This window comes from Pseudomonas alcaligenes (assembly GCF_014490745.1).
Taxonomy (GTDB): domain Bacteria; phylum Pseudomonadota; class Gammaproteobacteria; order Pseudomonadales; family Pseudomonadaceae; genus Aquipseudomonas; species Aquipseudomonas alcaligenes_C.
Window position 1 is genome coordinate 2,379,911 of the sequence record NZ_LZEU01000001.1, and the last position, 26,015, is coordinate 2,405,925.

Annotated in this window: 19 protein-coding genes; 9 read left to right on the forward strand and 10 right to left on the reverse strand. The window is 66.9% G+C overall.

Features of this window, described 5'->3' with window-relative positions; all coding sequences use genetic code 11:
- Positions 1-18 precede the first annotated feature (18 nt).
- The 5 genes from A9179_RS10820 to A9179_RS10840 all read right to left on the reverse strand — a co-directional run bounded on the left by A9179_RS10820 (position 19) and on the right by A9179_RS10840 (position 4,568).
- Positions 19-714, reverse strand: coding sequence for a thioesterase II family protein (locus tag A9179_RS10820; RefSeq protein ID WP_187805809.1), 696 nt, complete (start codon positions 712-714; stop codon positions 19-21).
- Positions 714-917 carry an MbtH family protein gene (locus tag A9179_RS10825; protein WP_187805810.1) on the reverse strand — a complete coding sequence of 68 codons (204 nt, stop codon included), beginning with the start codon at positions 915-917 and terminating at the stop codon, positions 714-716. The genes A9179_RS10820 and A9179_RS10825 overlap by 1 nt, the downstream gene beginning before the upstream one ends.
- Positions 918-1,045: 128 nt before the next feature.
- Complete coding sequence (locus A9179_RS10830; RefSeq protein ID WP_187805811.1) at positions 1,046-2,734, reverse strand: multidrug ABC transporter permease/ATP-binding protein; 1,689 nt, start codon at positions 2,732-2,734, stop codon at positions 1,046-1,048.
- A gap of 28 nt (positions 2,735-2,762) precedes the next feature.
- Entirely contained in the window at positions 2,763-3,329 is a 567-nt protein-coding gene (locus tag A9179_RS10835) for a sigma-70 family RNA polymerase sigma factor (protein ID WP_187805812.1), read from the reverse strand.
- Positions 3,330-3,548: 219 nt separating this feature from the next.
- Positions 3,549-4,568: a zinc-dependent alcohol dehydrogenase family protein gene (locus A9179_RS10840; RefSeq protein ID WP_187805813.1), complete on the reverse strand. Its 1,020-nt coding sequence runs from the start codon at positions 4,566-4,568 to the stop codon at positions 3,549-3,551.
- A 198-nt stretch (positions 4,569-4,766) separates the two neighbouring features.
- On the opposite strand from A9179_RS10840, the gene A9179_RS10845 reads away from it, so the two are divergent.
- The 7 genes from A9179_RS10845 to A9179_RS10875 all read left to right on the forward strand — a co-directional run bounded on the left by A9179_RS10845 (position 4,767) and on the right by A9179_RS10875 (position 14,834).
- Positions 4,767-5,681 (forward strand): LysR family transcriptional regulator, encoded by a 915-nt coding sequence (locus tag A9179_RS10845; protein ID WP_262410576.1) that lies wholly within the window; start codon positions 4,767-4,769, stop codon positions 5,679-5,681.
- A gap of 173 nt (positions 5,682-5,854) precedes the next feature.
- Complete coding sequence (gene mexE / locus A9179_RS10850; protein ID WP_187805814.1) at positions 5,855-7,096, forward strand: multidrug efflux RND transporter periplasmic adaptor subunit MexE; 1,242 nt, start codon at positions 5,855-5,857, stop codon at positions 7,094-7,096.
- 11 nt (positions 7,097-7,107) lie between these two features.
- Entirely contained in the window at positions 7,108-10,296 is a 3,189-nt protein-coding gene (locus A9179_RS10855) for an efflux RND transporter permease subunit (protein WP_187805815.1), read from the forward strand.
- Positions 10,293-11,765: an efflux transporter outer membrane subunit gene (locus A9179_RS10860; RefSeq protein WP_187805816.1), complete on the forward strand. Its 1,473-nt coding sequence runs from the start codon at positions 10,293-10,295 to the stop codon at positions 11,763-11,765. Before A9179_RS10855 ends, A9179_RS10860 begins: the two co-directional genes overlap by 4 nt.
- A gap of 155 nt (positions 11,766-11,920) precedes the next feature.
- Entirely contained in the window at positions 11,921-13,210 is a 1,290-nt protein-coding gene (locus tag A9179_RS10865; protein ID WP_187805817.1) for a glycosyltransferase, read from the forward strand.
- A 134-nt stretch (positions 13,211-13,344) separates the two neighbouring features.
- Entirely contained in the window at positions 13,345-13,584 is a 240-nt protein-coding gene (locus A9179_RS10870) for a helix-turn-helix domain-containing protein (RefSeq protein WP_187805818.1), read from the forward strand.
- A complete protein-coding gene (locus tag A9179_RS10875; protein WP_187805819.1) occupies positions 13,581-14,834 on the forward strand; it encodes a HipA domain-containing protein in 1,254 nt (417 codons plus the stop codon). Before A9179_RS10870 ends, A9179_RS10875 begins: the two co-directional genes overlap by 4 nt.
- A 14-nt stretch (positions 14,835-14,848) precedes the next feature.
- Here A9179_RS10875 and A9179_RS10880 read toward each other — a convergent pair whose 3' ends face one another.
- Positions 14,849-15,295, reverse strand: a complete 447-nt coding sequence (locus A9179_RS10880; protein ID WP_187805820.1) for a PACE efflux transporter — start codon at positions 15,293-15,295, stop codon at positions 14,849-14,851.
- 120 nt (positions 15,296-15,415) lie between these two features.
- On the opposite strand from A9179_RS10880, the gene A9179_RS10885 reads away from it, so the two are divergent.
- Both A9179_RS10885 and A9179_RS10890 read left to right on the forward strand, forming a co-directional pair.
- Entirely contained in the window at positions 15,416-16,294 is an 879-nt protein-coding gene (locus tag A9179_RS10885; RefSeq protein WP_187805821.1) for a LysR substrate-binding domain-containing protein, read from the forward strand.
- A gap of 91 nt (positions 16,295-16,385) precedes the next feature.
- On the forward strand, positions 16,386-17,045 hold the full coding sequence (locus tag A9179_RS10890; RefSeq protein ID WP_187805822.1) for a glutathione S-transferase family protein: 660 nt from the start codon (positions 16,386-16,388) through the stop codon (positions 17,043-17,045).
- On the opposite strand, the gene A9179_RS10895 is transcribed toward A9179_RS10890, so the two are convergent.
- Genes A9179_RS10895 through A9179_RS10910 form a run of 4 tightly spaced genes read right to left on the reverse strand, consistent with a single transcriptional unit; the run spans position 17,046 to position 25,898 of the window.
- Complete coding sequence (locus A9179_RS10895; protein ID WP_187805823.1) at positions 17,046-18,494, reverse strand: efflux transporter outer membrane subunit; 1,449 nt, start codon at positions 18,492-18,494, stop codon at positions 17,046-17,048. It abuts the gene before it with no gap.
- Positions 18,491-21,601 carry an efflux RND transporter permease subunit gene (locus A9179_RS10900; RefSeq protein ID WP_187805824.1) on the reverse strand — a complete coding sequence of 1,037 codons (3,111 nt, stop codon included), beginning with the start codon at positions 21,599-21,601 and terminating at the stop codon, positions 18,491-18,493. Before A9179_RS10900 ends, A9179_RS10895 begins: the two co-directional genes overlap by 4 nt.
- Positions 21,598-24,693 carry an MdtB/MuxB family multidrug efflux RND transporter permease subunit gene (locus A9179_RS10905; RefSeq protein WP_187805825.1) on the reverse strand — a complete coding sequence of 1,032 codons (3,096 nt, stop codon included), beginning with the start codon at positions 24,691-24,693 and terminating at the stop codon, positions 21,598-21,600. The genes A9179_RS10900 and A9179_RS10905 overlap by 4 nt, the downstream gene beginning before the upstream one ends.
- A complete protein-coding gene (locus tag A9179_RS10910; RefSeq protein WP_187805826.1) occupies positions 24,690-25,898 on the reverse strand; it encodes an MdtA/MuxA family multidrug efflux RND transporter periplasmic adaptor subunit in 1,209 nt (402 codons plus the stop codon). Before A9179_RS10910 ends, A9179_RS10905 begins: the two co-directional genes overlap by 4 nt.
- Positions 25,899-26,015: the final 117 nt, after the last annotated feature.

Below are 26,015 nucleotides of genomic sequence, written 5' to 3' on the forward strand. Positions count from 1 at the left end.
CACCTCGCAAAGAGTGGCCTAGGCGCCCAGGGGCATGCCGGCCGCTTCGCGCCGCAACAGGCGCGTGGCATGGAATTCGATCAGGGACAGCACTTCGTCTTCCCGGGGCCGCAGATAGGCGTGGTCGCCCTCCAGCCATTCCAGGGTGAAGTCGCCACGGGTTTCCCGGCGCCAGGCGCGCAGGTCGTCCTCGCTCAGACCATCGCCGCGCGCACCCAGTACATGCAGGGCACAGGGCAATGGTGCGCGGCGCTGGTAGTGGTAGCTTTCGGCCAGGGCGAAGTCGCTGCGCAGTACCGGCAGCAGCTCGCGTGGCAGGCTGGCAAAGCCGGCCAGGCTGCCGAGCAGTTCGCCGTCGCTGCAGGCGGTCAGGCGTGGCGCCTGCAGGCGTCGGGCCGGCGCCCGCGAGGCCGAGGCAAACAGCGCCAGCGGTGCGCCCTGCCCCGCGACGATCAACCCGTGGGCCAGCTCATAGGCCAGCAGAGCGCCCAGGCTGTGGCCCCACAGCAGGTACGGGCCATGGCACTCGCGGCGCCACTCGGCCACCAGGCTGGCCAGCAGCGCCGACAGGTTCTCGCTCAACGGCTCGTGCAGGCGCGCACCGCGGCCTGGCAGCTCCAGCGGGCAGACCTCCAGCCAACGCGGCAGGCGCTTGCGCCAGCGGGCATAGGCCATGGCGCTGGCGCCGGCATGAGCCAGGCAGAACAGCTGCATCAGGCGTCCATGGCCTCGCGCAGGCTACGCGGACGCATGTCGCCCCAGACGCTGGCGATATGCGCCAGGCAGGTCGGTTTGTCGCCCTGCACGCCGGTGGCCTGCCAGCCGGCCGGCACTGCCTTGTAGGCCGGCCAGATGGCGTATTGCTGTTCATCGTTGATCACCACCAGGAAGGTGGTTTGCGGATTGTCCAGGCTCATTCTCACTACCTCGCAGACGCCGATTGCAACGGCTCGCTTTAAAGACGCATATGATTGCGAATAATTTTCATTTAAGTGCGAATTTCACCCGCACGGCAGCCGCGCCCGACGGCGCAGCCGCCTGACCTTCAGGCCGGCTCGCGGGGTGTTTCGGTTTGTGCTGTGCCGCCGATCTCCAGCACCGCGTCGCGGGTGGCGCGCTCACGATCCTGGCCGCTCAGCTCGTACAGACGGCCGCCATCCATCTTCAGCAGGCGGTCGGCCTGGTCGAAGTAGTGGTCGTCGTGGGTGATGGCGATGATGGTCTTGCCGGCCGCCTGCAGCTGCGGCAGCAGCTCGCGGTAGAACAGACGGCGGAACAGCGGATCCTGATCCGCGGCCCATTCGTCCAGCACCAGGATGTCGCGTCCTTCGAGCACCGCCAGCAGCAGGGCCAGGCGCTTGCGCTGGCCCTGGGAGAAACGCGTGTCGGCCAGGCGGCCGCCGGCGGCCCGCACCTTGTGCGCCAGGCGCAGACGCTCCAGCCACTGGCTGACCAGGCTCGGCGCCACTTCGCTGCCCTGCGGCCCGAGCAGGCGGGCGAACAGGTGGAAGTCGGTGAACACGCTGGCGAACAGCTGGCGATAAGCCGGCCACTGCTCGGCCTGCAGGGCTTTGCCATCCAGGCGGATTTCCCCGGCCTGCGGGCGGTGTAGGCCGGTGAACAGGCGGGCAAAAGTCGACTTGCCGCTGCCATTGCCGCCCACCAGGAATACCAGCTCGCCGCGGCGCAGCTGCAGATCGACCGGGCCGACATCGAAGCCGGCCTCGTCACCCTCGCCCGGGTAGCGGTACTGCAGGCCGCACAGCTGCAGGCTCTGCCAGCCGGCCAGGGATTGCAGCGCCTGGGGCGCCTGCTCCGGCGCCAGTTCCAGGGCCTCCAGCTTGTCCAGCGAGATGCGTGCGGCGAGCAGCGCCGGCAGCGCCGCCACACTGGCCACCAGCGGCGCGCGGAGGAACAGCACGGTCAGGGCGAAGGTCGCCGCCACCGCGGTGCCGGCCCAGCCCAGGCCGTTGGCACAGAAGAACACCAGGCCGATGCTGCCCAGCACCATGCAGTTGGCCCAGTTGCCGGCCAGGCCGTTGTAGGTGTCGGCACGGGTGACATGGTCGCGGTAGGCCTGCGCATCGCGGTCGAATTCCTCGTCGAACAGCAGACGCGCGCGGTCGCGGTTCAGTGCCAGTTCCTTGCGCCCGTCGATGACTGCCTGATAGTCCTGGTACAGGCGATCCTCGGCCTCGCGCAGCAGGCGGATATGCCGGTTGACCTTGCCCACCAGCACCCAGCCTACGGCCAGGGTCAGGCCGAGCCAGGCGATGGTGACGGCGAACAGCGCCGACGACAGCCAGGCCAGGAAAATGAAGGCGGCCAGGCTGAGAATCAGGCCGTAGACCAACTCCGGCAGATGGACGAAGGCGATGGTGATGTTGCGAATGTCGCTGGCCAGGCTGGCCAGGATGCGCGCCCCGCCGATGCGCTCCAGGCGCTCGATGTCGGTGTCCATCACCCGCTGCACCAGGCTGCGGCGCAGGCGATAGACGAAGGCATGGCCCAGCCGGTGCAGCGCCACCTGGCCGGCGCCAGCGCAGACCAGCAAGGCCAGCAGCAGGCCGAGGAAGGTCGCCAGGGCGGTGCCCAGCTCGCCCTGCAGGCCGATCAGGCGCCAGTTGACGAAGGCGATCACGCCGATGCTGAGCAGCGCACTGCACAGGCTGAGCAGGATGATCACGGCGAACGGCAGACGGTTGTCGCGGAACAGCAGGTTGAGCAATTTCATCGAATCAATTCCAGGGGGCGACGGCGGATCAGGCCGCCTCGAAGCCAAGGCGGTTGCGGCAATGCAGCAGTGCATCGCGCAACAGGAAATGCACCAGGGTGGGCGAGGCATTCAGGTGGGTGGCCACTTCGCGCTGGCTGTAACCTTCCAGCTGGCTCATGGTAAACACGGTGCGGGTTCGCTCGGGCAGCTCGCCAATGGCCTGGTGCATGCGCTGCCACTCCAGCTCGCCGATGGCAGCCTGTTCGGGCGTGGATTGTGGCGCCGGCAGCTCTTCCAGCGGTTCTTCGTCGAAGCGGTAGCGACCTTCCAGCGCCAGGCGGCGCAAACGGTCGATGGCCAGGTTGCGCACCATGCGGAACAGGTAGCGGATGGGTTCCTGGATGGCGTGCTGGTCGCCGCTTTCCCACAGCTTGAGAAAGGCGTCCTGCACTACGTCCTCGGCCCGCGCGCGGCAGCCCAGCAGGGCCTGGGCCGAGTCCACCAGGGCGCGGCGACTGCCGTGGTAAAGGCCTTCCAGCTGGCTGTTCTGGTCAGCTTCCGGTAGCGCTGCTGCCACCGCATCCTGATCCATCAGCGTATATAAACTTCCCATCGGCCAATCCTCGGCAGCAGATTGGTGCGCATCTTAATGATAATCCTTATCATTACAAGTCAATATTTGTGCGCTGCTACAAAAGGCCGATGAAAGCCCTCTGCCTGAGCCCTTTTGGCTCTGACTTCGCGGGGATGAATGAGTGGCAGATCCGGCCTGGGCGGCCACGGATGCGGAAAACAAGGCGCCGCCCGGAACAGGCGGCGCGCGGGGGGACTATCAGTCGGTAACGCTCATCACCACCCGCCCATTGGCCGGGCAGGTTTCCATGAACTCGCTGGCCTTGACGAAATCCTTGAAGTCGAAGGTCTTGCAGATGGTCGGCTTGAGCAGGCGGTCGGCGGTCAACTGGTTGACCCGGGTCAGCGCCCGCTGCACGGCGGCCTCGTTGTACTCCAGGCCCAGCTCCGGCTGGCCGGTGAAGTCGAGGATGCAGTGGCGATAGAACTGCAGGTGCTTCTTGAACGCCGCACAGGCCGGGAACGCCGCGTCGTTGCCACCGTTGACGCCATAGATGATCAGCTTGCCGCGGGTTGCCGCGACATCGCCGAGCAGCTTCATCTGCGGGCCGGCACACTGGTCGAGTACCACCTCGACGCCCTGGCCGTTGGTGTAGCGTTCGACTTCCAGCACCAGATCCTGCTCTTCGGTGTCGATCACCTTGTCCGCGCCCAACTCGCGCAGCCAGGCCCGGCTGCCGCTCTCGCTGGTGGCGGCGATGACCTTGGCGCCCAGCGCCTTGGCCAGTTGCACGGCCTGCGGTGCATGGCAGTGGGCGGCTTCGGTGATCAGCACATGCTGGCCGGGCTGCACGGCTGCCAGGTCGACCAGGGCGAAGTAGGCATACAGGTGCCCGGTGTAATGCACGGCCGCCTCTTGCGGCGACAGCACATCCGGGTAACGGGTCAGCGCCAGGCGCGGGATCAGCACCAGATCGCCCCAGGCTTGATACTGGTTGGGGCTGAAGGCCGGGAAGCTGGCCACCGCCATGCCGACCTCGAGGTCTTCGACCCCGCTGCCTACGGCTTCGACCACGCCGGCCAGTTCATAGCCGATACCGGCCGGCAGGCGTGCCTGTTCCGGCGCCAGGTTCTGCCGCCAGAGCATATCGCGCCAGTTCACCCCCAGCGCCTGGGTACGCACCAGCACTTCGTCGGGGCCTGGTTTGGGCGTCGGCACTTCTTCCAGACGCAGCACGCTGGGATCGCCGAACTGGTGGAAACGGATCATGCGGGACATCACACACCTCGCCTTCATATCTCTATGGCCACGGACTCTATACGGGCTTTCCCGGCAACACCACCCGCCCATATTGATAGTCACCATAAATAGGGATGATCGACGCCGGTGCGAGTTCAACTCGCCAGGTAGCCGCTGCACTCTTGACGCCAGCGTGCCACGGCCGCACCTTTCACACACTTCATCCGGATGCCGCCCATGAACCGCAATGACCTGCGCCGTGTCGATCTCAATCTGCTGATCGTGTTCGAAACGCTCATGCACGAGCGCAGCGTCACCCGTGCCGCGGAGAAACTGTTCCTCGGCCAGCCGGCGATCAGTGCCGCCCTCTCCCGCCTGCGCGGCCTGTTCGATGACCCACTGTTCGTCCGCACCGGGCGCAGCATGGAACCCACCGCACGGGCCGGCGAGATCTTCGCCCTGCTCTCGCCGGCGCTGGACTCCATCTCTACTGCAGTCAGCCGCGCCACCGACTTCGAGCCGGCGACCAGCAAGGCGGTGTTTCGCATCGGTCTGTCCGACGATGTCGAGTTCGCCCTGCTGCCGCCGCTGATCCGCCGTCTGCGCGGCGAGGCGCCGGGGGTGATCCTGGTGGTGCGCCGCGCCAACTACCTGCTGATGCCCAACCTGCTGGCCTCTGGCGAGATTTCCGTGGGCGTCGGCTACACCGAGGATCTGCCGGCCAACGCCAAGCGCAAGGTGCTGCGGCGCAGCCGGGCCAAGCTGCTGCGTGCCGACAGCGCACCGGGCAACCTCAGCCTGGACGAATACTGTGCCCGCCCCCATGCCCTGGTGTCCTTCGCCGGCGACCTCAGTGGCTTCATTGACGAGGCCCTGGAGAAAGTCGGGCGCAAGCGCAGCGTGGTGCTGGCCGTGCCGCAGTTCAACGGCCTCGGCACCCTGCTGGCCGGCACCGACATCGTCGCCACCGTGCCCGACTACACCGCCGCCGCCCTGACCGCCGCCGGCGGCCTGCGTGCCGAAGAACTGCCGCTGGAGCCGCAGACTTTCGAGCTGCACATGGCCTGGCGCGGCGCCCAGGACAATGACCCCGCCGAGCGCTGGCTGCGCTCGCGCATCCAGATGTTCTGCGGCGACCCCGACAGCCTCTAGCCCGCACCTCTGCGCCAGGCGGCCGGTTTTTTCGTCCGCAGCCATTGCTACGCAATACGCAAAGGCTTTTATCAGTCTGCGTGATAATCAAAATGCGCCCGTTCGATTCGTCGAGGGGAACTGCGCGCAACACACTCCGCCCATTCGTAAATCCAATCTGGCGGAGTTCTCACATGGAACGGTTCACTACCCCCCTTTTTCGCTATCCCCTGGCCCTCGCTGCCGTTCTGGTTCTCAGTGCCTGCGGCAAAACGCCCGATAGCGCCGCCCAGCACCCCGCCGCCAAGGTCAGCGTGGCCGCGGTACTCGAGCAACCGATCAACGAATGGGATGAGGTCACCGGCCGCCTGGAGGCCCCGGAGTCGGTGGAAATCCGCCCGCGCGTCTCCGGCTACATCGACCGCGTGGCCTTCCGCGAAGGCAGCCTGGTGAAGAAAGGCGACCTGCTGTTCCAGATCGACCCGCGCCCGTTCGAGGCTGAAGTCAAGCGTCTGCAGGCCGAGGTGCAGCAAGCCCGCGCCAACCAGACCCGCACCGATAACGAAGCCCGCCGCGGCGAGCGCCTGCGCCAGAGCAACGCGATCTCCGCCGAACTGGCCGATGCCCGCAGCAGTGCGGCGGCGGCCGCCCAGGCCAATGTTGCCGCCAGCCAGGCGGAGCTGGAGAACGCCAAGCTCAACCTCAGCTTCACCCGCATTACCGCACCTATCGACGGTCGCGTCAGCCGCGCTGAAATCACCGAAGGCAACCTGGTCGGCGCCGGCCAGTCGCTGCTGACCAGCGTGGTCTCCACCGACAAGGTCTACGCCTACTTCGACGCCGACGAGCGCACCTTCCTCAAGTATGTCGAGCTGGCCCGCCAGGCCGGCGCCGATGCCCGCGGCAAGAGCCCGGTGTACCTCGGCCTGTCCAGCGAGGACGGCAACCCGCACCTCGGCCAGCTGGACTTCCTCGACAACCAGGTCAACCCGAAGACCGGCACCATCCGCGGTCGCGCCGTGTTCGACAACCGCGACGGCCAGTTCACCCCCGGGCTGTATGCCCGTCTCAAGCTGGTGGGCAGCAACACCTACCCGGCCGCGCTGATCAAGGACGAAGCGGTCGGCACCGACCTGGGCAAGAAGTTCGTCCTGGTACTGGCCAAGGACAACACCGTGCAGTACCGCGCCATCGAGCTGGGGCCGAAGCTGGAAGGCCTGCGCATCGTGCGCAGCGGCCTGGCCAAGGGCGAGCAGATCGTGGTCAACGGCCTGCAGCGTGCCATGCCGGGCGCCACCGTCGACCCGCAGGCAGTGCCGATGGCCGACGACAAGACCCTGGCCGCCCTTGCCGAACAGCGTGAAGTGGTAGATGGCCGCGAGCAGCCGCGCGTTGCCGAGAAAACCGTACAACCCAGCAACGCACCGCGCGGTTGAGGTAGCGATCCATGAATTTTTCCCAGTTCTTCATCAAGCGGCCGATCTTCGCCGCCGTGCTGTCGTTGCTGATCCTGATCGGCGGCGCCATCTCGCTGTTCCAGCTGCCGATCAGCGAATACCCGGAAGTGGTGCCGCCCACCGTGGTGGTACGCGCCAACTTCCCCGGCGCCAACCCCAAGGTGATCGGTGAAACGGTCGCCTCGCCGCTGGAGCAGGCCATCGTCGGCGTGGAAGGCATGCTCTACATGTCGTCGCAGTCGACCAACGACGGCAAGCTCAGCCTGACCATCACCTTCGCCCTCGGCACCAACCTTGACACCGCCCAGGTGCAGGTGCAGAACCGCGTGACCCGTACCATGCCGACCCTGCCCACCGAAGTGCAGCGTCTCGGCGTGACCGTCGACAAGTCCTCGCCCGACCTGACCATGGTGGTGCACCTGACCTCGCCGGATAACCGCTACGACATGCTCTATCTGTCCAACTACGCCTCGCTCAACATCAAGGACGAGCTGGCGCGCCTGGACGGTGTGGGCGACGTGCAACTGTTCGGCATGGGCAACTACTCGCTGCGCGTCTGGCTCGACCCGAACAAGGTGGCCTCGCGCAACCTCACCGCCAGCGATGTGGTCGCCGCCATCCGCGAGCAGAACCGCCAGGTTGCCGCCGGCTCCCTCGGCGCGCCGCCTTCGGACGCCGGCAACAGCTTCCAGCTGTCGATCAACACCCAGGGCCGTCTGGTCAGCGAGGAAGAGTTCGAGAACATCATCATCCGTGCCGGTGACGATGGCGAAATCACCCGCCTGAAAGACATCGCTCGGGTCGAACTGGGCTCCAGCCAGTACGCCCTGCGCTCGTTGCTGAACAACAAGCCGGCGGTGGCCATTCCGGTATTCCAGCGCCCCGGCTCCAACGCCATCGACATCTCCGATGCGGTGCGCGAGCGCATGGCCGAGCTAAAGAAGAGCTTCCCCCAGGGCATGGACTACGAGATCGTCTATGACCCGACTATCTTCGTGCGTGGCTCCATCGAGGCGGTAGTACATACCCTGCTCGAGGCCATCGTGCTGGTGGTACTGGTGGTGATCCTGTTCCTGCAGACCTGGCGCGCCTCGATCATCCCGCTGGCCGCCGTGCCGGTGTCGCTGATCGGCACCTTCGCCGTGATGCACCTGTTCGGCTTCTCGCTCAACGCCCTGTCGCTGTTCGGCCTGGTGCTGGCCATCGGTATCGTGGTGGACGACGCCATCGTCGTGGTGGAGAACGTCGAGCGCAACATCGGCCTGGGCAAGACCCCGGTTGAAGCCACCCGCCAGGCCATGAAGGAAGTGACCGGGCCGATCATTGCCACGGCTCTGGTGCTGTGCGCCGTATTTGTACCGACCGCTTTCATCTCCGGCCTTTCCGGGCAGTTCTACCAGCAGTTTGCACTGACCATCGCGATCTCCACGGTGATCTCCGCGTTCAACTCGCTGACCCTGTCGCCCGCCCTGGCTGCGGTGCTGCTCAAGGATCACCACGCGCCGAAAGACCGCTTCTCGCGGATTCTCGACAGCCTGTTCGGCGGCTGGCTGTTCAAGCCGTTCAACCGCCTGTTCGAGCGCGCCGGGCATGGCTATGTCGGCACCGTCAAACGCGTACTGCGCGGCAGCAGTGTGGCCCTGTTCGTCTATGCCGGCCTGTTGCTCGGCGGCTACCTGGGCTTCGCCAATACCCCCACCGGTTTCGTGCCGCCGCAGGACAAGCAGTACCTGGTGGCCTTCGCCCAGTTGCCGGATGCGGCCACCCTCGACCGTACCGAGGCGGTGATCAAGCGCATGTCGGAAATCGCCGGCAAGCACCCGGGCGTGGAGAACACCGTGGCCTTCCCCGGCCTGTCGATCAACGGTTTCACCAACAGCCCCAACAGCGGCATCGTGTTCACCCCGCTGCGTCCCTTCGAGGAACGTAGCGACCCGAGCATGAGCGCCGCGGCCATCGCCGCCGAGCTGAACAAGCAGTTCGCCGACATCCAGGATGCCTACATCGCCATCTTCCCGCCGCCACCGGTGCGCGGCCTGGGCACCATCGGCGGCTTCCGCCTGCAGGTCGAGGATCGCGGCAACCTGGGTTATGACGAACTGTACAAGCAGACCCAGAACGTCCTGGCCAAGGCCCGTACGCTGCCGGAGCTGAACCCGATGTCGCTGTTCACCAGCTATCAGGTCAACGTACCGCAGGTGGAGGCCGCCATCGACCGCGAGAAGGCCAAGACTCACGGCGTGGCCATCAGCGACATCTTCGACACCATGCAGGTGTACCTGGGCTCGCTGTATGCCAACGACTTCAACCGCTTCGGCCGTACCTACCAGGTCAACGTCCAGGCCGAGCAGCAGTTCCGCATGGAGCCGGAGCAGATCGGCCAGCTCAAGGTGCGCAACAACCGTGGCGAGATGGTGCCGCTGTCGACCTTCGTCAAGGTCGAGGACAGCTCCGGCCCGGATCGGGTCATGCACTACAACGGCTTCATCACCGCCGAGATCAATGGCGCGGCAGCCCCCGGCTACAGCTCCGGCCAGGCCGAGGCGGCGATCAGCAAGCTGCTCGCAGAAGAACTGCCCAACGGCATGACCTTCGAGTGGACCGACCTGACCTACCAGCAGATCCTCGCCGGTAACAGTGCGATCTTCGTCTTCCCGCTCTGCGTGCTGCTGGCTTTCCTGGTGCTGGCCGCCCAGTACGAGAGCTGGAGCCTGCCGCTGGCGGTAATCCTGATCGTGCCGACCGTGCTGTTCTCGGCCATAGTCGGGGTGATCCTGTCCGGTAGCGACAACAACATCTTCACCCAGATCGGCCTGATCGTACTGGTGGGCCTGGCGTGCAAGAACGCCATCCTGATCGTCGAGTTCGCCAAGGAGAAACAGGAAGAAGGCCTGGATCGCATCGCTGCCGTGCTGGAAGCCTGCCGCCTGCGCCTGCGCCCGATCCTGATGACCTCCATCGCCTTCATCATGGGCGTGGTGCCGCTGGTCACCTCCACCGGTGCCGGTGCGGAAATGCGCCATGCCATGGGCGTGGCGGTATTCAGCGGCATGCTCGGGGTGACCTTCTTCGGCCTGCTGCTGACCCCGGTGTTCTACGTGCTGATCCGCGGTTTCGTGGAACGCAGCGAAGCCAGGAAAGCCGCCAAGGCTGCCCAGCTGCGGGAGGTGCATGCATGAGCCTGTTGCCCTCCCTGCGTAAGAGCGAGCCCTGCTCGCGAAATGATCACCTGAACAGCTTCGCGAGCAGAGCTCGCTCCTACCGGCTGTTCATCCCGACCGCTCTGGCGCTGGCCGTCAGCGCCTGCGCCGTCGGCCCGGACTACCAGGCGCCAGCCACCCAGCCGGCGCAGATCACCGCCCTGGAAGCCGGCGACTACAACCGCACCAACTTCGAAGCGGCCTGGTGGCAGCAGTTCGACGACCCGACCCTGAACCAGTTGGTGCAGCAGTCGCTCCAGGACAACCGCGATCTGCGTGTGGCCTTTGCCCGCCTGCGCGCCGCCCGCGCCATCCGCGACGATGTTGGCAACGACCAGCTGCCGGTAGTGACCAGCCGCGCCAGTGGCGAGTTCGGCAAGGCCCAGCAACCGCCGACCAGCGAGCAGCGCATCCGCCAGGAGCGCTACGACCTGGGCCTGGACACGGCCTGGGAGCTCGACCTGTTCGGCCGCATCCAGCGCCAGATCGAAGCCAGCGATGCCCAGCAGGATGTCGCCGAAGCCGAGCTGTACCAGCTGCAGGTCAGCCTGATCGCCGAATTGGTGGATGCCTACGGCGATATGCGCGGCGCCCAGCTCAGGGAGCGGATCGCCCGCGACAACCTGAAGAACCAGCAGGAATCGCGCGCCCTCACCGAACAACTGCGCGATGCCGGCGTCGGCAGCGAACTGGACGTGCTGCGCAGCGATGCGCGCCTGGCCGCCACCGAAGCCAGCCTGCCGCAATTGCAGGCCGAGGAAGTACGGGCACGCAACCGCATCGCCACCCTGCTCGGCCAGCGTCCGGAACAGCTGACGGTAGACCTGTCGGCCAAGCCGCTGCCGGTGATCGCCAAGGCCCTGCCGATCGGCGACACGGCCGAGCTGCTGCGCCGCCGGCCGGATGTGCGGGCCGCCGAGCGCCAGCTGGCCGCCGCCACCGCCAATGTCGGGGTGGCCACCGCCGACCTGTTCCCGCGGGTCAGTCTGTCCGGCGTCCTCGGCTTCACTGCCGGGCGTGGCTCGCAGCTGGGCGCCGCCGATGCGCGGGCCTGGGGCGTGGCGCCGACCATCAGCTGGGCTGCGTTCGACCTTGGCAGCGTGCGTGCCCGCCTGCGCGGCGCCGAAGCAGATGCCGACGGCGCCCTGGCCCAGTACGAGCAGCAGGTGCTGCTGGCCCTGGAAGAGTCGGAAAACGCCTTCAGCGACTACGCCAAACGCCAGCAGCGCCTGGTCTCGCTAGTGCGCCAGTCGGAAGCCAGCCGCGCCGCCGCCGAGCAGGCCGGGGTGCGCTACCGCGAAGGCACGGTGGATTTTCTCGTGCTGCTCGATGCCGAACGCGAACGCCTGGCCGCCGAAGACGTCCAGGCCCAGGCCGAAGTCGAGCTGTACCGCGGCGTTGTCGCCATCTACAAGGCCCTTGGCGGAGGTTGGCAGCCGCAAGCTTAACGTCCGTGTGGGGCCACCGCCCTACGCGAAACCAGTCCCTCCTGGGCCGGCTCCCTCCTTTGTCGGCCACTCGTTCCCCACGGCGCTGCTCCGCCCCGTGGGGATTTTTTTGCCTGCGGTTATACTCGCGCCCTGCATTTTTCCGGCACGCCCCCATGAAAGTACTGATTGTCGGCTACGTCTGGCCCGAACCGCGCTCGTCCGCCGCCGGCAGCCGGATGATCGAGCTGATCGAGCTGTTCCGCGCCCAGGGCTGGGCAGTGACCTTCGCCAGCGCCGCGGCGCTGTCCGAGCACCGCGCCGACCTGGCCGCCCTCGACGTGCCGGAAGTGCCGATCACCCTCAACTGCGACAGCTTCGATGCCTTCGTCAGCCAGCTGCAGCCGGATCTGGTGCTGTTCGACCGTTTCTTTAGCGAGGAACAGTTCGGCTGGCGTGTCGAACGCTGCTGTCCGGACGCCCTGCGCGTACTGGAAACCTGCGACCTGCACAGCCTGCGCGAGGCACGTCAGCGCCTGTTGAAGCAGGCCCTGCAGCACGGCGACGAGGCACCCTTCGCCAGCGCCACCGAGCCCCTGGCACTGTTCCAGGCGATGAACGGTGACGACCTGGCCCAGCGCGAGGTTGCCGCCATCTACCGCTGCGACCTCAGCCTGGTGATTTCCGATTTCGAGCAGACCCTGCTGCAGGAGCAGTTCGGCGTACCGCCCGCCCTGCTCCAGCACTGCACCCTGATGCTGATCCCCACGGCAACAGAACAGCCGACGTTCGCCGAGCGCGCGCATTTTCTCAGCATCGGCAATTTCCGCCATGCGCCCAATTGGGACGCCGTGCTGTGGCTCAAGCAGCAGCTGTGGCCGCTGATCCGCCAGCGCCTGCCGCAGGCGCAGCTGCATGTCTATGGCTCCTATACACCGCCCAAGGCCACCGCTCTGCACAATCCCAAGCAGGGCTTCCATGTACTCGGCTGGGCCGACGACGCCCATGCGGTGATGGTGCAGGCCCGGGTGTGCCTGGCGCCGCTGCGCTTCGGTGCCGGGATCAAGGGCAAGCTGGCCGACGCCATGGCCTGCGGCACTCCCAGCGTGACCACACCGATCGGCAGCGAGGGTATGTGTGGCGAGCTGCCCTGGGCCGGCGCGCTGGTCGACAACGCCGAGGCCTTTGCCGATACGGCGGTGGCGCTGCATGAGGATCAGGCGCTCTGGCTGCAGGCCCAGGATCGAGGCGCGCACATCCTCAGCGAGCGCTTCGACCGCCAGCAGTCCGGCCAGGCACTGCTCGCACGTCTGCAGCAGCTGCGCAGCAACTTGCAGGCCGAACGCCGCGCCAACTTCGTCGGCAGCATGCTGCGCCATCACCTGCACAAGAGCACCCAGTACATGTCGCAGTGGATCGCCACCAAGGCGCGCCTGGCCGCGGCGGTGGACAGGGCTGGCGACTAGAAATCTAAGCTATGGCTTAGATTTATCCTGTTCAGCTCTCTGCGGGCAGAAAATCTAAGGCAAAGCTTAGATTTGTTTGAAAAACGACCAGAGGCTCAACTAATCTAAGCCAAAGCTTAGATTTGGAGATCGCCATGCCGCTGATTCCCGTCCACAGCCCTGCCGATATCGGCACCCTCGCCCGCGTCCTGCGCCGCCAACAAGGTATTCGCCAGGACGACATGGCCGCCATCATCGGCGCCAGCCATATGTTCCTGCGCGACGTCGAACTGGGCAAAGGCACCGTGCAGCTGGGCAAGGTGCTCAGCCTGCTGGGTGAGCTGGGAGTACGGGTGCTCCTGGAAGTCCCCGAGCAGCCGGGAGATGAGGCATGAGGCAGCTGCGGGTCTGGTTCAATGAACAGGCGGTGGGCCTGCTCGGCGAGCAGGACAACCTCTGGCTGTTTCGTTACGACCCGGCCTGGCTGAACGCTAGCGAATCCTTCGACCTGGCGCCACAACTGCCACGCGCCGCCGGAGAAATCCGCGATGGTGCCAGCCTGCGTCCGGTGCAGTGGTTCTTCGACAACCTGCTGCCCGAGGAACAGGCACGCACCCTGCTAGCCCAGGATGCGCAGGTGGACGTCGCCGATGCCTTCGCCCTGCTCGCCTACTACGGCGCCGAGTCGGCCGGAGCGCTGACCCTGTTGCCGCCCGAGCAACCCATGCCGGCGAGCCAGCTGCAGCCATTGGCCAACGCCGAGCTGTCCCGGCGCATCGACAACCTGCCGCGGGTATCCCTCGGCCAGGCCGCACCCAAGCGCATGTCCCTGGCCGGAGCCCAGCACAAGCTGGCCCTAGTGATGCAGGGCGGCGAGCTGTTCGAGCCGGTTGGCCAGGAGCCGTCCACCCATATCCTCAAGCCGGATCACCCCGACCGCGACAACTACCCGCACAGCGCGGCCAACGAATGGTTCGTCATGGCCCTGGCCGCGACGCTCAAGCTGCCGGTGCCAGCCGTGGAACTGCGCCGTGTACCGCAGCCGGTGTACCTGGTGCAGCGCTTCGACCGCCAGCCGCTCGGCAATGGCCGGCTGCAGCGCCGCCATGTGCTGGATGCCTGCCAGCTGCTGTCGCTCGACCGCACCTACAAGTACCGCATGGCCACCCTGGAAACCCTGCAGCAGCTGGTCGAGCACTGTCGCAGCAAAGCCCTGAGCCGCCAGCTGCTGTTCCGCTGGGCGCTGTTCAATGCCCTGCTGGGCAACAACGATGCGCACCTGAAGAACCTGTCGTTCTTCGTCGGTGCCAGTGGCGTGGAGCTGACCCCGCACTACGACCTGCTGAGCACCAGCGTCTATGCGCGGGACAACGCCTGGGGAACTGCCGAACTGTCCTGGCCGATGGGCCAGGCCCGCCGCTTTGCCGAACTGACGCGGGCCGACGTGCTGGCCTTCGGCGCCGTGCTCGGCCTGCCCGGCAGCGTGGCCGGGCGCCTGCTGGACGGCCTGCTGAAAAACCTGCCGGGAGCCGCCGACCAGCTGCTGGAGCAGGCTCTGGCCCAGAACCTGACAGCCGGCGAATTGCGCCTGCTGCGGCAGATCCGCCATGGCGTGCTGGCGGACATGCTCCTGCAGCTGCGCTGAAAGATGATCAGCACTCATCCGTTTGCCGAGCAGGCGGGCAGCTCCCTGGCCGATTCCGGTACACCGAACGCCAGGTCGAAGGCCCACTGGAACACGAAGGCGTAGACGAAGAAGAACGCCAGCAGGCCGAGGTCGGCCATGAATGCCTCGGCCCAGCTGATGCCCAGCCACCAGGCCATCAGCGGTACCAGCAGCAATGCCAGACCGCCCTCGAAACCGGTCGCGTGCAGGATGCGCCTGCGCAGGCCGCGACTGCGGCTGGCCTGGCGTGCTTCCCAGTACTCGAACAGGCTGTTGAACAGCATGTTCCAGAGCAGCGCGCAGAGCGACAACAGCAGCGCCAGGGCGCCGGAATAGGCCAGGCTCTCGTCGAAGGCCCAGGCGATCGCCGGCGAGACGAACAGTGCGCCGACCAGCTCGTAGAGCACGGCCTGCAGCAGCTTTCTCTTGGTTCCTTGCATGGCTCTCTCCAGAGGGGAGCCGAAGGGCTCCGCCGATGCCGGCAATCTAGGGCGCAGCCTGCTGCTGGACAAATGACCTATGGTCTTGTCAGATGAACCTATCTCATCTGAGGAAAAGCCATGTTCGCCCGTCTGCCCCTTGCCGCCCTGCGCACCTTCGAAGCGGCCGCGCGCCTGGCCAGCTTCAAGGCCGCCGCCGAGGAGCTCAGCGTCACGCCCACGGCGGTGTCCCATCAGGTGCGCGGCCTGGAGAACTGGCTGGGTGTGCTGCTGTTCGAACGGCTGGGCCGCGGCGTACGCCTGACCGAGCAGGGCCAGCGTCTGCAGCGCAGTCTGCATGGCGCCCTGCAGGACATCAGCCACGGCCTGCAGGCCCTGCGCCCGGCGCTGCAGGACAACTGCATCAGCCTCAACACCACCCCGGCCTTCGCCGCGCTGTGGCTGATTCCGCGCCTGGGGCGCTTCTACCAGCGCCACCCGCAGATCCGCGTGCGTATCGAAACCGGCAACGAGCTGATCGACCTGCAGCGCGACGCCAGCGTCGACGTGGCAATCCGCTGCGGTTTCGAGGACTTCCCCGAGCTGCACCTGACCCCGCTGATGGAAGAGCACTTCGCCGTCTATGCCAGCCCGGCCCTACTGGCCCAGAGCGATCTGCACAGCTGCGCACTGATCGGCATGAGCTGGGGCACACCGCTGCAGGGGCTGCCGGACTGGCAGGACTGGATCGACCTGGCCGCCGAGGACTGGCTGCGCAGCGCCCCGCGCCGCGACTACCCGGACGAGCACTACGCCCTGCAGGCAGCGATTTCCGGGCAGGGCCTGGTGCTGGCGAGCTCGGTACTGGCCGCCGACGCCCTGGCCAGCGGCCTGCTGCAGCCCTATCGCGCGGCGGTGCAGGTACGCGGCGCACGCTACCGGGCGGTGTGCATCCCCGGCCGCGAGCGCCAGCCGGCGTTGCGCGCCCTGCTCGACTGGCTGCAGGAAGAAGCTGCCTGACGGCTGTCGAAATCGCCGCGGCGACAACGACTACTGGAGGAAGCGCTCGGCACTATGCTCAGCGCATGCCGCCAGCCCACGGGGAATCACCATGGCCCTCCAGCTCTATGCCCACCCCTTCTCGTCCTACTGCCAGAAGGTGCTGATCGCCCTCTACGAGAACGCCACGCCCTTCGCCTACCGCCTGCTCAGCCCGGACAACCCGCAGGCGATGAGCGAGCTGGAGGCGCACTGGCCATTCCGCCGTTTCCCCCTGCTGCTCGATGGCGAGCGGGCGGTGAGCGAGTCGAGCATCATCATCGAGTACCTGCAACAGCATTACCCCGGAACCAGCAACCTGCTGCCCGAGGAGGCAGCGGCGGCGCTGGAAGTCCGTTTCATGGATAGAGCCTTCGATCTGTACGTCTCCACGCCGATGCAGGCCTGCGTGTTCGACCAGCTACGCCCGGCCGAACAGCGCGATACCTTTGGCGTGGCCCAGGCCAGGCAGCTGCTGGTAACCGCCTACCGCTGGTTCGACGGGCGCCTGGACGGCCGGCAGTGGGCCGCCGGCAGCACCTTCAGCCTGGCCGACTGCGCCGCCGCGCCGGCGCTGTTCTATGCCGACTGGATAGAGCCGATCGGTGCCGAGTTCGCCACCTTGCGCGCCTATCGCCAGCGCCTGCTGGCACGACCGTCGTTCGCCCGTGCAGTGGACGAGGCGCGGCCCTACCGCCACCTGTTCCCGCTGGGCGCGCCAGAGCGCGACTGACTACTCGGCAGGGGTGGTCACGCCATCCCAGCCGCCACCGAGAGCGGCGATCAGCTGCACGCTGGCGGTGAGGCGACTGCCCTGCAGGGTCAGGCGGCTGCGTTCGCTGGACAGCGCGGTGGTCTGCACGCTGACCACGTCGGTGAACTCCACGGTGCCGGCCTTGTACTGGTTGAGGATCAGCCGCAGCGACTCGCGGGCCGCGTCCAGGCCTTCCTGCTGCACCTGGCTCTCGCGTTCGAGCACGGCCAGCTGCACCAGGTAGTCCTCTACCTCGCGCATGCCGTCGAGCACGGTCTGCCGGTAATCGGCCACGGTCTTGTCATAGCCGGCTTCGGCCTGGTCGACCTGGGAGCTGATCAGACCGCCGTCGAACAGGCTCATGGCGAAGGCCGGGCCGATCGACCAGAAACGGTTGGGCGTGCTGATCCAGTCGTTGAAACTGCCGCTGCGGTAGCCGCCGGTGGCGGACAAGGTCAGATCCGGGTAGTAGGCGGCCTTGGCCACGCCTATGTCGGCGTTGGCGGCGATCACCCGGCGCTCGGCCGCGGCGATATCCGGGCGGCGCTCCAGCAGGGTCGACGGCAGGCTCTGCGGCACCGTCGGCAGGGCCGGCACCTGGTTCTGCACGGCCAGGCTGAAATCGGCCGGCGCCACTCCCACCAGCACGGCGATGGCGTGCTCCAGTTGGGCACGCTGGTATTCCAGGTCGACCGCATCGGCCTCGGTGCTTTTCAGCTGGGTCAGCGCCTGGGTCACGTCGGACTTGGGCACGATGCCGGCCTTGTACTGGTTCTCGGCGATGCGGTAGGCCTGTTTGTAGGCGGCCACCGTTTCATCGAGCAGGCGCTTCTGCTGGTCGAGCACGCGCAGCTGCAGGTAATCCTGCACCAGTTCCGACTGCTGGCTCAGGCGCACCGCAGCCAGGTCGGCGGCGCTGGCCTCGGCGCTGGCATTGTCGGACTCCAGCTGGCGGCGCAGCTTGCCCCAGATATCCAGCTCCCAGCTCACGCCCAGGCTGGCGTCGTAGGTCTTGGAGATCTGCGCGGCATTCGAGCCGCTGACGCTGACCCCGCCGGTGGTGCCGATGGTGCTGTCACCGCCGCCCTGGCCGGCGCGGGTCACCCCGGTGTCCAGGCTCAGGCTGGGGAAGAACGAGGCCCGCGCGCCGCGTGCCAGGGCCCGCGCCTGGCGGTACTGGGCCTCGGCACTAGCCAGGTTCTGGTTGTTGCTGTTGAGGCGCTTGATCAACCCATCCAGCTCGGCGTCGCCATACAGCTGCCACCAGTCGCTGCGCAGCGCGGTATCGGCCGGCGCGGCGGCTTTCCAGCCGGCGCTTTCCTTGTAGTGGCTGGCACTGGCGCTATCCGGGCGTTGATAGTCGGGGCCGACAGCGCAACCGGCCAGCAGCAGGGCCAGGGCAATGGCCGAAAGGCGAGCGTTTTTCATAGCGGAGTTTCCAGGGCGGCATCGCTGCGTACGCCGCGCCGACGGTTGACCCAGTGGCGCAGGCGGTCGAGGTAGAGGTAGACCACCGGGGTGGTATAGAGGGTCAGCAGCTGGCTGAGGATCAACCCGCCGACAATGGTCAGGCCCAACGGGCGGCGCATCTCGGCGCCTTCGGCCATGCCCAGCAGCAGCGGCAAGGCGCCCAGCAGCGCAGCCAGGGTGGTCATCAGGATCGGCCGGAAGCGCAGCAGGCAGGCGCGGCGTATCGACTCCTGCGGGCTCAGCTGCTCGTTGCGCTCCAGTTCCAGGGCCAGGTCGATCATCAGGATGGCGTTCTTCTTCACCACGCCGATCAGCAGGAACAGGCCGAGCATGGAGATCAGAGTGAACTGACCGCCGGTGAGCAGGATCGCCAGCAAGGCGCCGACCCCGGCCGACGGCAGCGTGGAGAGGATGGTCAGCGGGTGGATGTAGCTCTCGTAGAGGATGCCGAGCACGATGTAGACCACCAGCAGCGCGGTGAGGATCATCCCCGGCTGGCCCTTGGCCTCCTTCTCGAACTGGCCGCCGGTGCCGCCGAGGATGCCCTGCACCTCGGTGGGCAGGTTGACCCTGGCCACCGCCTGGCGGATCGCCTGGTTGGCCTGCTCCTGGGTCACCCCTTCGGCCAGCGAGTAGCCGATGCTCTCGGCGGCGAACTGGCCCTGGTGGTTGACCCGGTCGTCCTCCAGACTGCGTTCCCAGTGGGCGAAACTCGACAGCGGCACGCGCTCGCCAGCCTCGGTGATGACCTTGACCTGCTCCAGGGTCTCCGGGTACTGGGCGTACTGCGGATTGACCTCCATCACCACGCTGTACTGGTTGAGGCTGTCGTAGATGGTGGAGATCTGCCGCTGGCTGAAGGCGTTGTTGAGCACCGCGGTGACCATCGCCATGTCCACGCCCAGGCGCTGCGCCGCGGCACGTTCGACCACCAGGCGGATCTGCTGGGCGCCCTCGCCTTCCTTGGCGTCGATATCGGTCAGCTCCGGCAGCTTGGCCAGGGCATCGCGCACCTTGGGCAGCCAGTGGTTGAGGGCGTCCATCTCGCTGGCCAGCAGCACGTATTCGTTTTCCGAACTACGCCCCTGGCGGCCACCGAACTGCAGATCCTGATCCGACATCAGCATCAGCCGCGCCCCCGGCACCTTGGGCAGACTCTCGCGCAGGTGTTCGATCACCTGCTGGGCCGACAGGTCGCGCTGGGCGATGGGTTTCAGGCGCACCACCAGGAAGGCGTTGTTGATGCCGCTCTCGCCCCCGATGAAACCGGCCACGCTCTGGATCGACGGGTCGGCCAGCAAGGCGCGGCGGAACACCTCCATCTTCGGCTGCATGACCTGGAACGACAGGCCGTCGTCGCCACGCACGAAGCCGATCAACTGGCCGGTGTCCTGCTCGGGCATGAAGGTCTTGGGCACCTGCACGAACAGCACCACGTTGAGCACGATGGTCGCCAGCAGGCTGACCAGGGTCAGCCGCGAATGCCGCAGCGCCCACTCCAGGCTGCGCCCGTAACCGGCCAGCACCCGCTCCTGCAGGCGTGCACCGAACTGCTGCAGGCGCCCGGGTTCGCGCTCGGCGCCGCTGTCGGCCTTGAGCCAGCGCGCGCAGAGCATCGGCGTCAGGGTCAGCGACACCAGCATCGACACGATAATGGCCGCGGCCAGGCTGATGGCGAACTCGCGGAACAGGCTGGCGACTATGCCACCCATGAACAGGATGGAGAGGAACACCGCGACCAGCGACAGGTTCATCGACAGCAGGGTGAAACCGACTTCGCGCGAGCCCTTGAAGGCCGCCGCCATGGGTTTCTCGCCGGCCTCGATATGCCGCGAGATGTTCTCCAGCACGACGATGGCATCGTCCACCACCAGGCCGGTGGCGATGATCAGCGCCATCAGCGACAGGTTGTTCAGCGAGAAGCCCAGCAGGTACATCACGGCGAAAGTGCCGACCAGCGACACCGGTACTGCCAGGGCCGGAATCAGCGCCGCGCGCCAGCGCCCGAGGAAGGCGAACACCACCAGGATCACCAGCGCGGTGGCGATCAGCAGGCTGCGCTCGGCCTCGTGCAGGGTGGCGCGGATCACCGGCGAGCGATCCATCGCCACTTCCAGGGTGGCGCTGGCCGGCACCATGGCCTGCAGGCCCGGCAGCTGGGCGCGAATGCCCTCCACCGTCTCGATGATGTTGGCCCCGGGCTGGCGGTTGACCACCAGCAGCACGGCCTTCTCGTCGTTGTAGAAACCGGCGTTGTAGCGGTTCTCCACCGAGTCCTGCACCTTGGCCACATCGCCCAGGCGCACTGCCGCATTGTTCTGGTAACGGATGATCAGCGGCTGGTAGTCGGCCGCCTTGCGCATCTGGTCATTGGCCTGCACCTGCCACTGGCGGCTGGCATCGGCCACGTCGCCCTTGGGTCGATCCTGATTGGCCTGGGCAATGGCCGTGCGCACCTCGTCGAGGGCGATGCCGTACTGGTCGAGCAGGCGCGGCTGCAGCTCCACCCGCACCGCCGGTAGCGAGCTGCCGCCGATCTGGATCTGCCCGACGCCCTGCACCTGGGCCAGCTTCTGCGCGATCACGGTGGACGCCAGGTCGTACAGCTGGCTCTTGTCGAGCACGTCGGAGGTCAGCGACAGCACCATGATCGGTGCCTGCGAGGGGTTGAACTTCTTGTAGGTCGGCATGCTGCGCATGCCACTGGGCAACAGGTTGCGCGCCGCGTTGATGGCCGCCTGCACCTCGCGGGCGGCGGCGTCGACGTCGCGTTCGAGGTCGAACAGGATGACGATCTGCGTGCTGCCCTGGCTGCTGCGGCTGGTCATCTCGCTGATCCCGGCAATGCTGCCGAGCGAGCGCTCCAGTGGCGTGGCCACGGTGGCGGCCATCACCTGCGGGCTGGCGCCCGGCAGCGTGGCAGTGACCACTATGGCCGGGAAATCCATCTTCGGCAGCGGCGCCACCGGCAGCAGGCCGAAGCTCACCCCGCCAAGCAGGAGAATCGCCAGACTCAGCAGCAGGGTCGCCACCGGCCGACGGATGAACGGCGCCGAGATGTTCAACCCAGTGTCACTCCCGCCGCGCTACGGCCAATGAAGCGGCGCGACAGGCGATCGAACCACAGGTAGATCACCGGCGTGGTGAACAGGGTCAGCACCTGGCTCAGCAGCAGACCGCCGACCATCACCAGGCCGAGCGGCTGGCGCAGCTCGGCACCGGAGCCGGAGGCCAGCATCAGCGGCACGGCGCCGAACAGCGCGGCCAGGGTGGTCATCAGGATCGGCCGGAAGCGCAGCAACGCGGCCTGGTAGATCGCCGCCTCGGGTGTCATGCCCTGGTGGCGTTCGGCCTCCAGGGCGAAGTCGATCATCATGATCGCGTTCTTCTTGACGATGCCGATCAGCAGGATGATGCCGATGATGGCGATCAGGCCCAGGTCGTTGCCGCTGAGCAGCAGCGCCAGCAGTGCGCCGACCCCGGCCGACGGCAAGGTGGAGAGGATGGTGATGGGGTGGATGTAGCTCTCGTAGAGCACGCCCAGCACGATGTACATGGTCAGCACCGCCGCCAGGATCAGCAGCAGGGTGCTCGACAGCGAAGCGCGGAATGCCTCGGCGGCGCCCTGGAACTGGCTCTGGATGCCGGCCGGCAGGCCGATTTCCTGTTCCACCCGTTCGATCACTTCCACCGCCTGGCCCAGCGACACGCCTTCGGCCAGGTTGAACGACAGGGTGGCCGCTGGGAACTGGCCGATATGGTTGACCAGCAGCGCCGCGGCGCCCTCCTCGACCCGCGCCAGCGAAGACAGCGGCACCTGGCCGCCGCTGCTGGTGGCCACGTGGATACGCCGCAGCGCCTCGGGGCCCAGCTCGCCGGCCCCCTGGCTCTCCAGCACCACGCGGTACTGGCTGGCCTGGGTGAAGATGGTGGAGATCTGGCGCTGGCCGAAGGCGTCGTACAGCGCGTCGTCGATGGCGCTGACGCTCACGCCGAGGCGTGCGGCGGCGTCGCGGTCGATACGCAGGAACACCTGCAGGCCGCTGCTCTGCAGGTCGCTGGCCACGTCGCGCAGTTCCGCCTGCTGGGCCAGGGCCTCGACCAGCTTGGGCGTCCACTCCTCCAGCAGGGGCGCGCTGGGCGACTCCAGGCTGAACTGGAACTGGGTGCGGCTGACCCGATCCTCGATGGTCAGATCCTGCACCGGCTGCAGGTACAGCTGGATGCCCGGCACCTTGGCCAGCGCCGGACGCAGGCGCTCGATCACCGCGCTGGCGTCGGCATCGCGCTCATGGTGCGGCTTGAGGTTGATCAGCAGGCGGCCGCTGTTGAGGGTCGGGTTGTCGCCGTCGACGCCGATGTAGGACGACAGGCTGGCCACCGCCGGATCGCCCAGCACCACCTCGGCCAGGCGCTGCTGACGCTCGCTCATGGCCTGGAAGGAAATGCTCTGCGGCGCCTCGGAAATGCCCTGGATCACCCCGGTGTCCTGCACCGGGAAGAAGCCCTTGGGCACCGCCAGGTACAGCAGCACGGTGAGCACCAGGGTGCCGAGGGCCACCAGCAGGGTCAGCGGCTGGTGCCTGAGCACCCACTGCAGGCCGACACCGTAGCGGGCGATCAGGCCGTCGATAAAGGCACCACTGGCCTTGTAGAAACGCCCCTGCTCTTCCTCCTTCTCGGCCTTGAGCAGGCGCGCACACATCATCGGCGTGAGGGTCAGCGACACCACCAGGGAAATCAGGATGGCCACCGCCAGGGTGATGGCGAACTCGCGGAACAATCTCCCCACCACATCCGCCATGAACAGCAGCGGAATCAGCACGGCGATCAGCGAGAAGGTCAGCGAGATCAGGGTGAAGCCGATCTGCCGCGCGCCCTTGAGCGCCGCGTTCAGCGGGGTCTCGCCCTCCTCCAGGTGGCGGGCGATGTTCTCCAGCATGACGATGGCGTCGTCGACCACGAAGCCGGTGGCGATGGTCAGCGCCATCAGCGTCAGGTTGTTGACCGAGAAGCCGGCCAGGTACATCACGCCGAAGGTACCGATCAGCGACAGCGGCACGGCGATGGAAGGGATGATGGTGGCCGACAGCTTGCGCAGGAACAGGAAGGTCACCAGCACAACCAGGGCGATGGCCAGCATCAGTTCGAAGCGCACGTCCTTGATTGCCGCACGGATGGTCTGGGTGCGGTCGGTGAGGATCTTGACCTCCAGGCCGGCCGGCAGCGCGGCGGTGATCTGCGGCAGCAGGCGCTGCACGCGGTCGACCACCTCGATGACGTTGGCCCCGGGCTGGCGCTGGATGGTCAACAGCACGGTCTGGTTGCGGTCGGCCCAGGCCGCCAGGCGCTCGTTCTCGGCGCCGTCGGCGATGCTCGCGACATCCTGCAGGCGCAGCGGCGCGCCGCCCTCGTACTTGAGGATCAGCTCGCGGTACTCGCTGGCCGAGCGCAGCTGGTCGTTGGCGTCGAGTTGCGAGACCCGGGTCGGGCCGTCGAAGTTGCCCTTGGGCTGGTTGACGTTGCTGGCGGTGATCAGGGTGCGCACGTCGGCCAGGTTGAGGCCGTGGCTGGCCAGGGCCTCGGGGTTGACCTTGATGCGCACCGCCGGGCGCTGTCCGCCGGCCAGGCTGACCAGGCCGACGCCGCTGATCTGGGCGATCTTCTGCGCCATGCGGGTATCGATCAGGTCGTGCACTTCGGTCAGCGGCAGGGTCTTGGAGCTGATCGCCAGAGTCAGCACCGGGGTGTCGGCCGGGTTGACCTTGTTGTACACCGGCGGCGCCGGCAGATCGCTCGGCAGCAAATTGCTCGCGGCGTTGATCGCCGCCTGCACTTCCTGCTCGGCAACATCCAGGTTGATGTCCAGGGCAAAGCGCAGGGCGATCACCGAGGCACCGCCGGAGCTGGTCGAGGACATCTGCTTGAGCCCGGGCATCTGGCCGAACTGGCGTTCCAGCGGCGCGGTCACCGCGCTGGTCATCACCTCCGGGCTGGCGCCCGGGTACAGGGTCAACACGCGGATGGTCGGGTAATCCACTTCCGGCAGCGCCGCCACCGGCAGCAGCCGGTAAGCGATCAGGCCGGTGAGGAAGATCGCCACCATCAGCAGGGTGGTGGCAACCGGGCGCAGGATGAACAGGCGCGAGGCGTTCATGCGTCTTTCTTCGCCGGCGCCTGCTTGGCGGCCTCCACCGGCTTGCCGCTGTCATCGATGACCTGTACTTCGCTGCCCTCCTTGAGCTTGTCGGTGCCCTCCAGCACCATCCGCTCGCCGGCCACCAGGCCCGCGCTGACCAGGGTGGTGGCACCGTCGCTGGCACCCACGGTGACGCTGCGCACCTGCACCTTGTTGTCCGCACCGAGGAGGAACACGAAGCTGCCGCGCGCGCCGTACTGCAGCGCTGCCGAGGGGATCAGCACGGCGCCGCCACGGGTTTCCACGCGCAGGCGCACATTGACGAACTGGTTGGGGAACAGCTGCTCGGCGTCATTGCTGAAACGCGCCTTGAGCTTGACCGTGCCGGTGGCGGTGTCGATCTGGTTGTCCAGGCTGTGCAGGCTGCCCTCAGCCAGCACCTGCTGCTCGCCGCGATCCCAGGCCTGTACCAGCAGTTTTTCCTGCTTGCGCACGCGGCTCAGTACCGGCGGCAAGTCGCCCTCGGGCAGGGTGAAGCTGACGGCAATCGGCTGCACCTGGGTGATTACCACCAGCGGCGTGGTATCGCTGCTGGTGACCAGGTTGCCGGTGTCCACCTGGCGCAGACCCAGGCGTCCGGCGATCGGCGCACGCACGCGGGTGAATTCGAGATTGAGGCGGGCATCGGCGACTGCGGCCTGGTTGCTTTTGACCGTACCGCGGTATTGGCCGACCAGCGCGACCTGGGTATCCAGAGTCTGCTTGGCGATGGAGTCCTCGGCATACAGGCCCTGGTAGCGGGCCAGGTCGATCTCGGCGTTCTGCAGCTGCGCCTGGTTTTGCGCCAGGGTGCCTTCGGCCTGCTGCAGCGCCACCTGATACGGCCGCGGGTCGATCTGCGCGAGCAGGTCGCCGGCCTTGACCAGCTGGCCCTCCTCGAACAGCACCTTGACCAGTTCGCCGTTGACCCGGGCGCGCACGTTCACCGTATTCAGCGCGGTCACCGTGCCGAGGGCCTTGAGTTCGACATTGAAGTCGCCCAGGCGGGCCTCGGTCACTCGCACCGGCACCGGCCCCTCGTCACGTCCCCAGGGCCCTGCCGGCTCGGGTTTGCCCTTGGGCTTGCCCGGCAGCACCAGCCAGAGCAGCAGGACGATGGCCAGCACGATCAGGGCGATCAACCATGGGCGGGAAAAACGCGACGCGAAACGGGTAGCGGACATGTTCGAAGGGTCACTTTCCTGGAGAGCGTGAACGATAAGTACTCTGCGCAGCCAGGCAAAGGGTCTTTACCGCCTATTTACCCTTATCAGACGTAACAAAACGTTGGAAATTTGCAA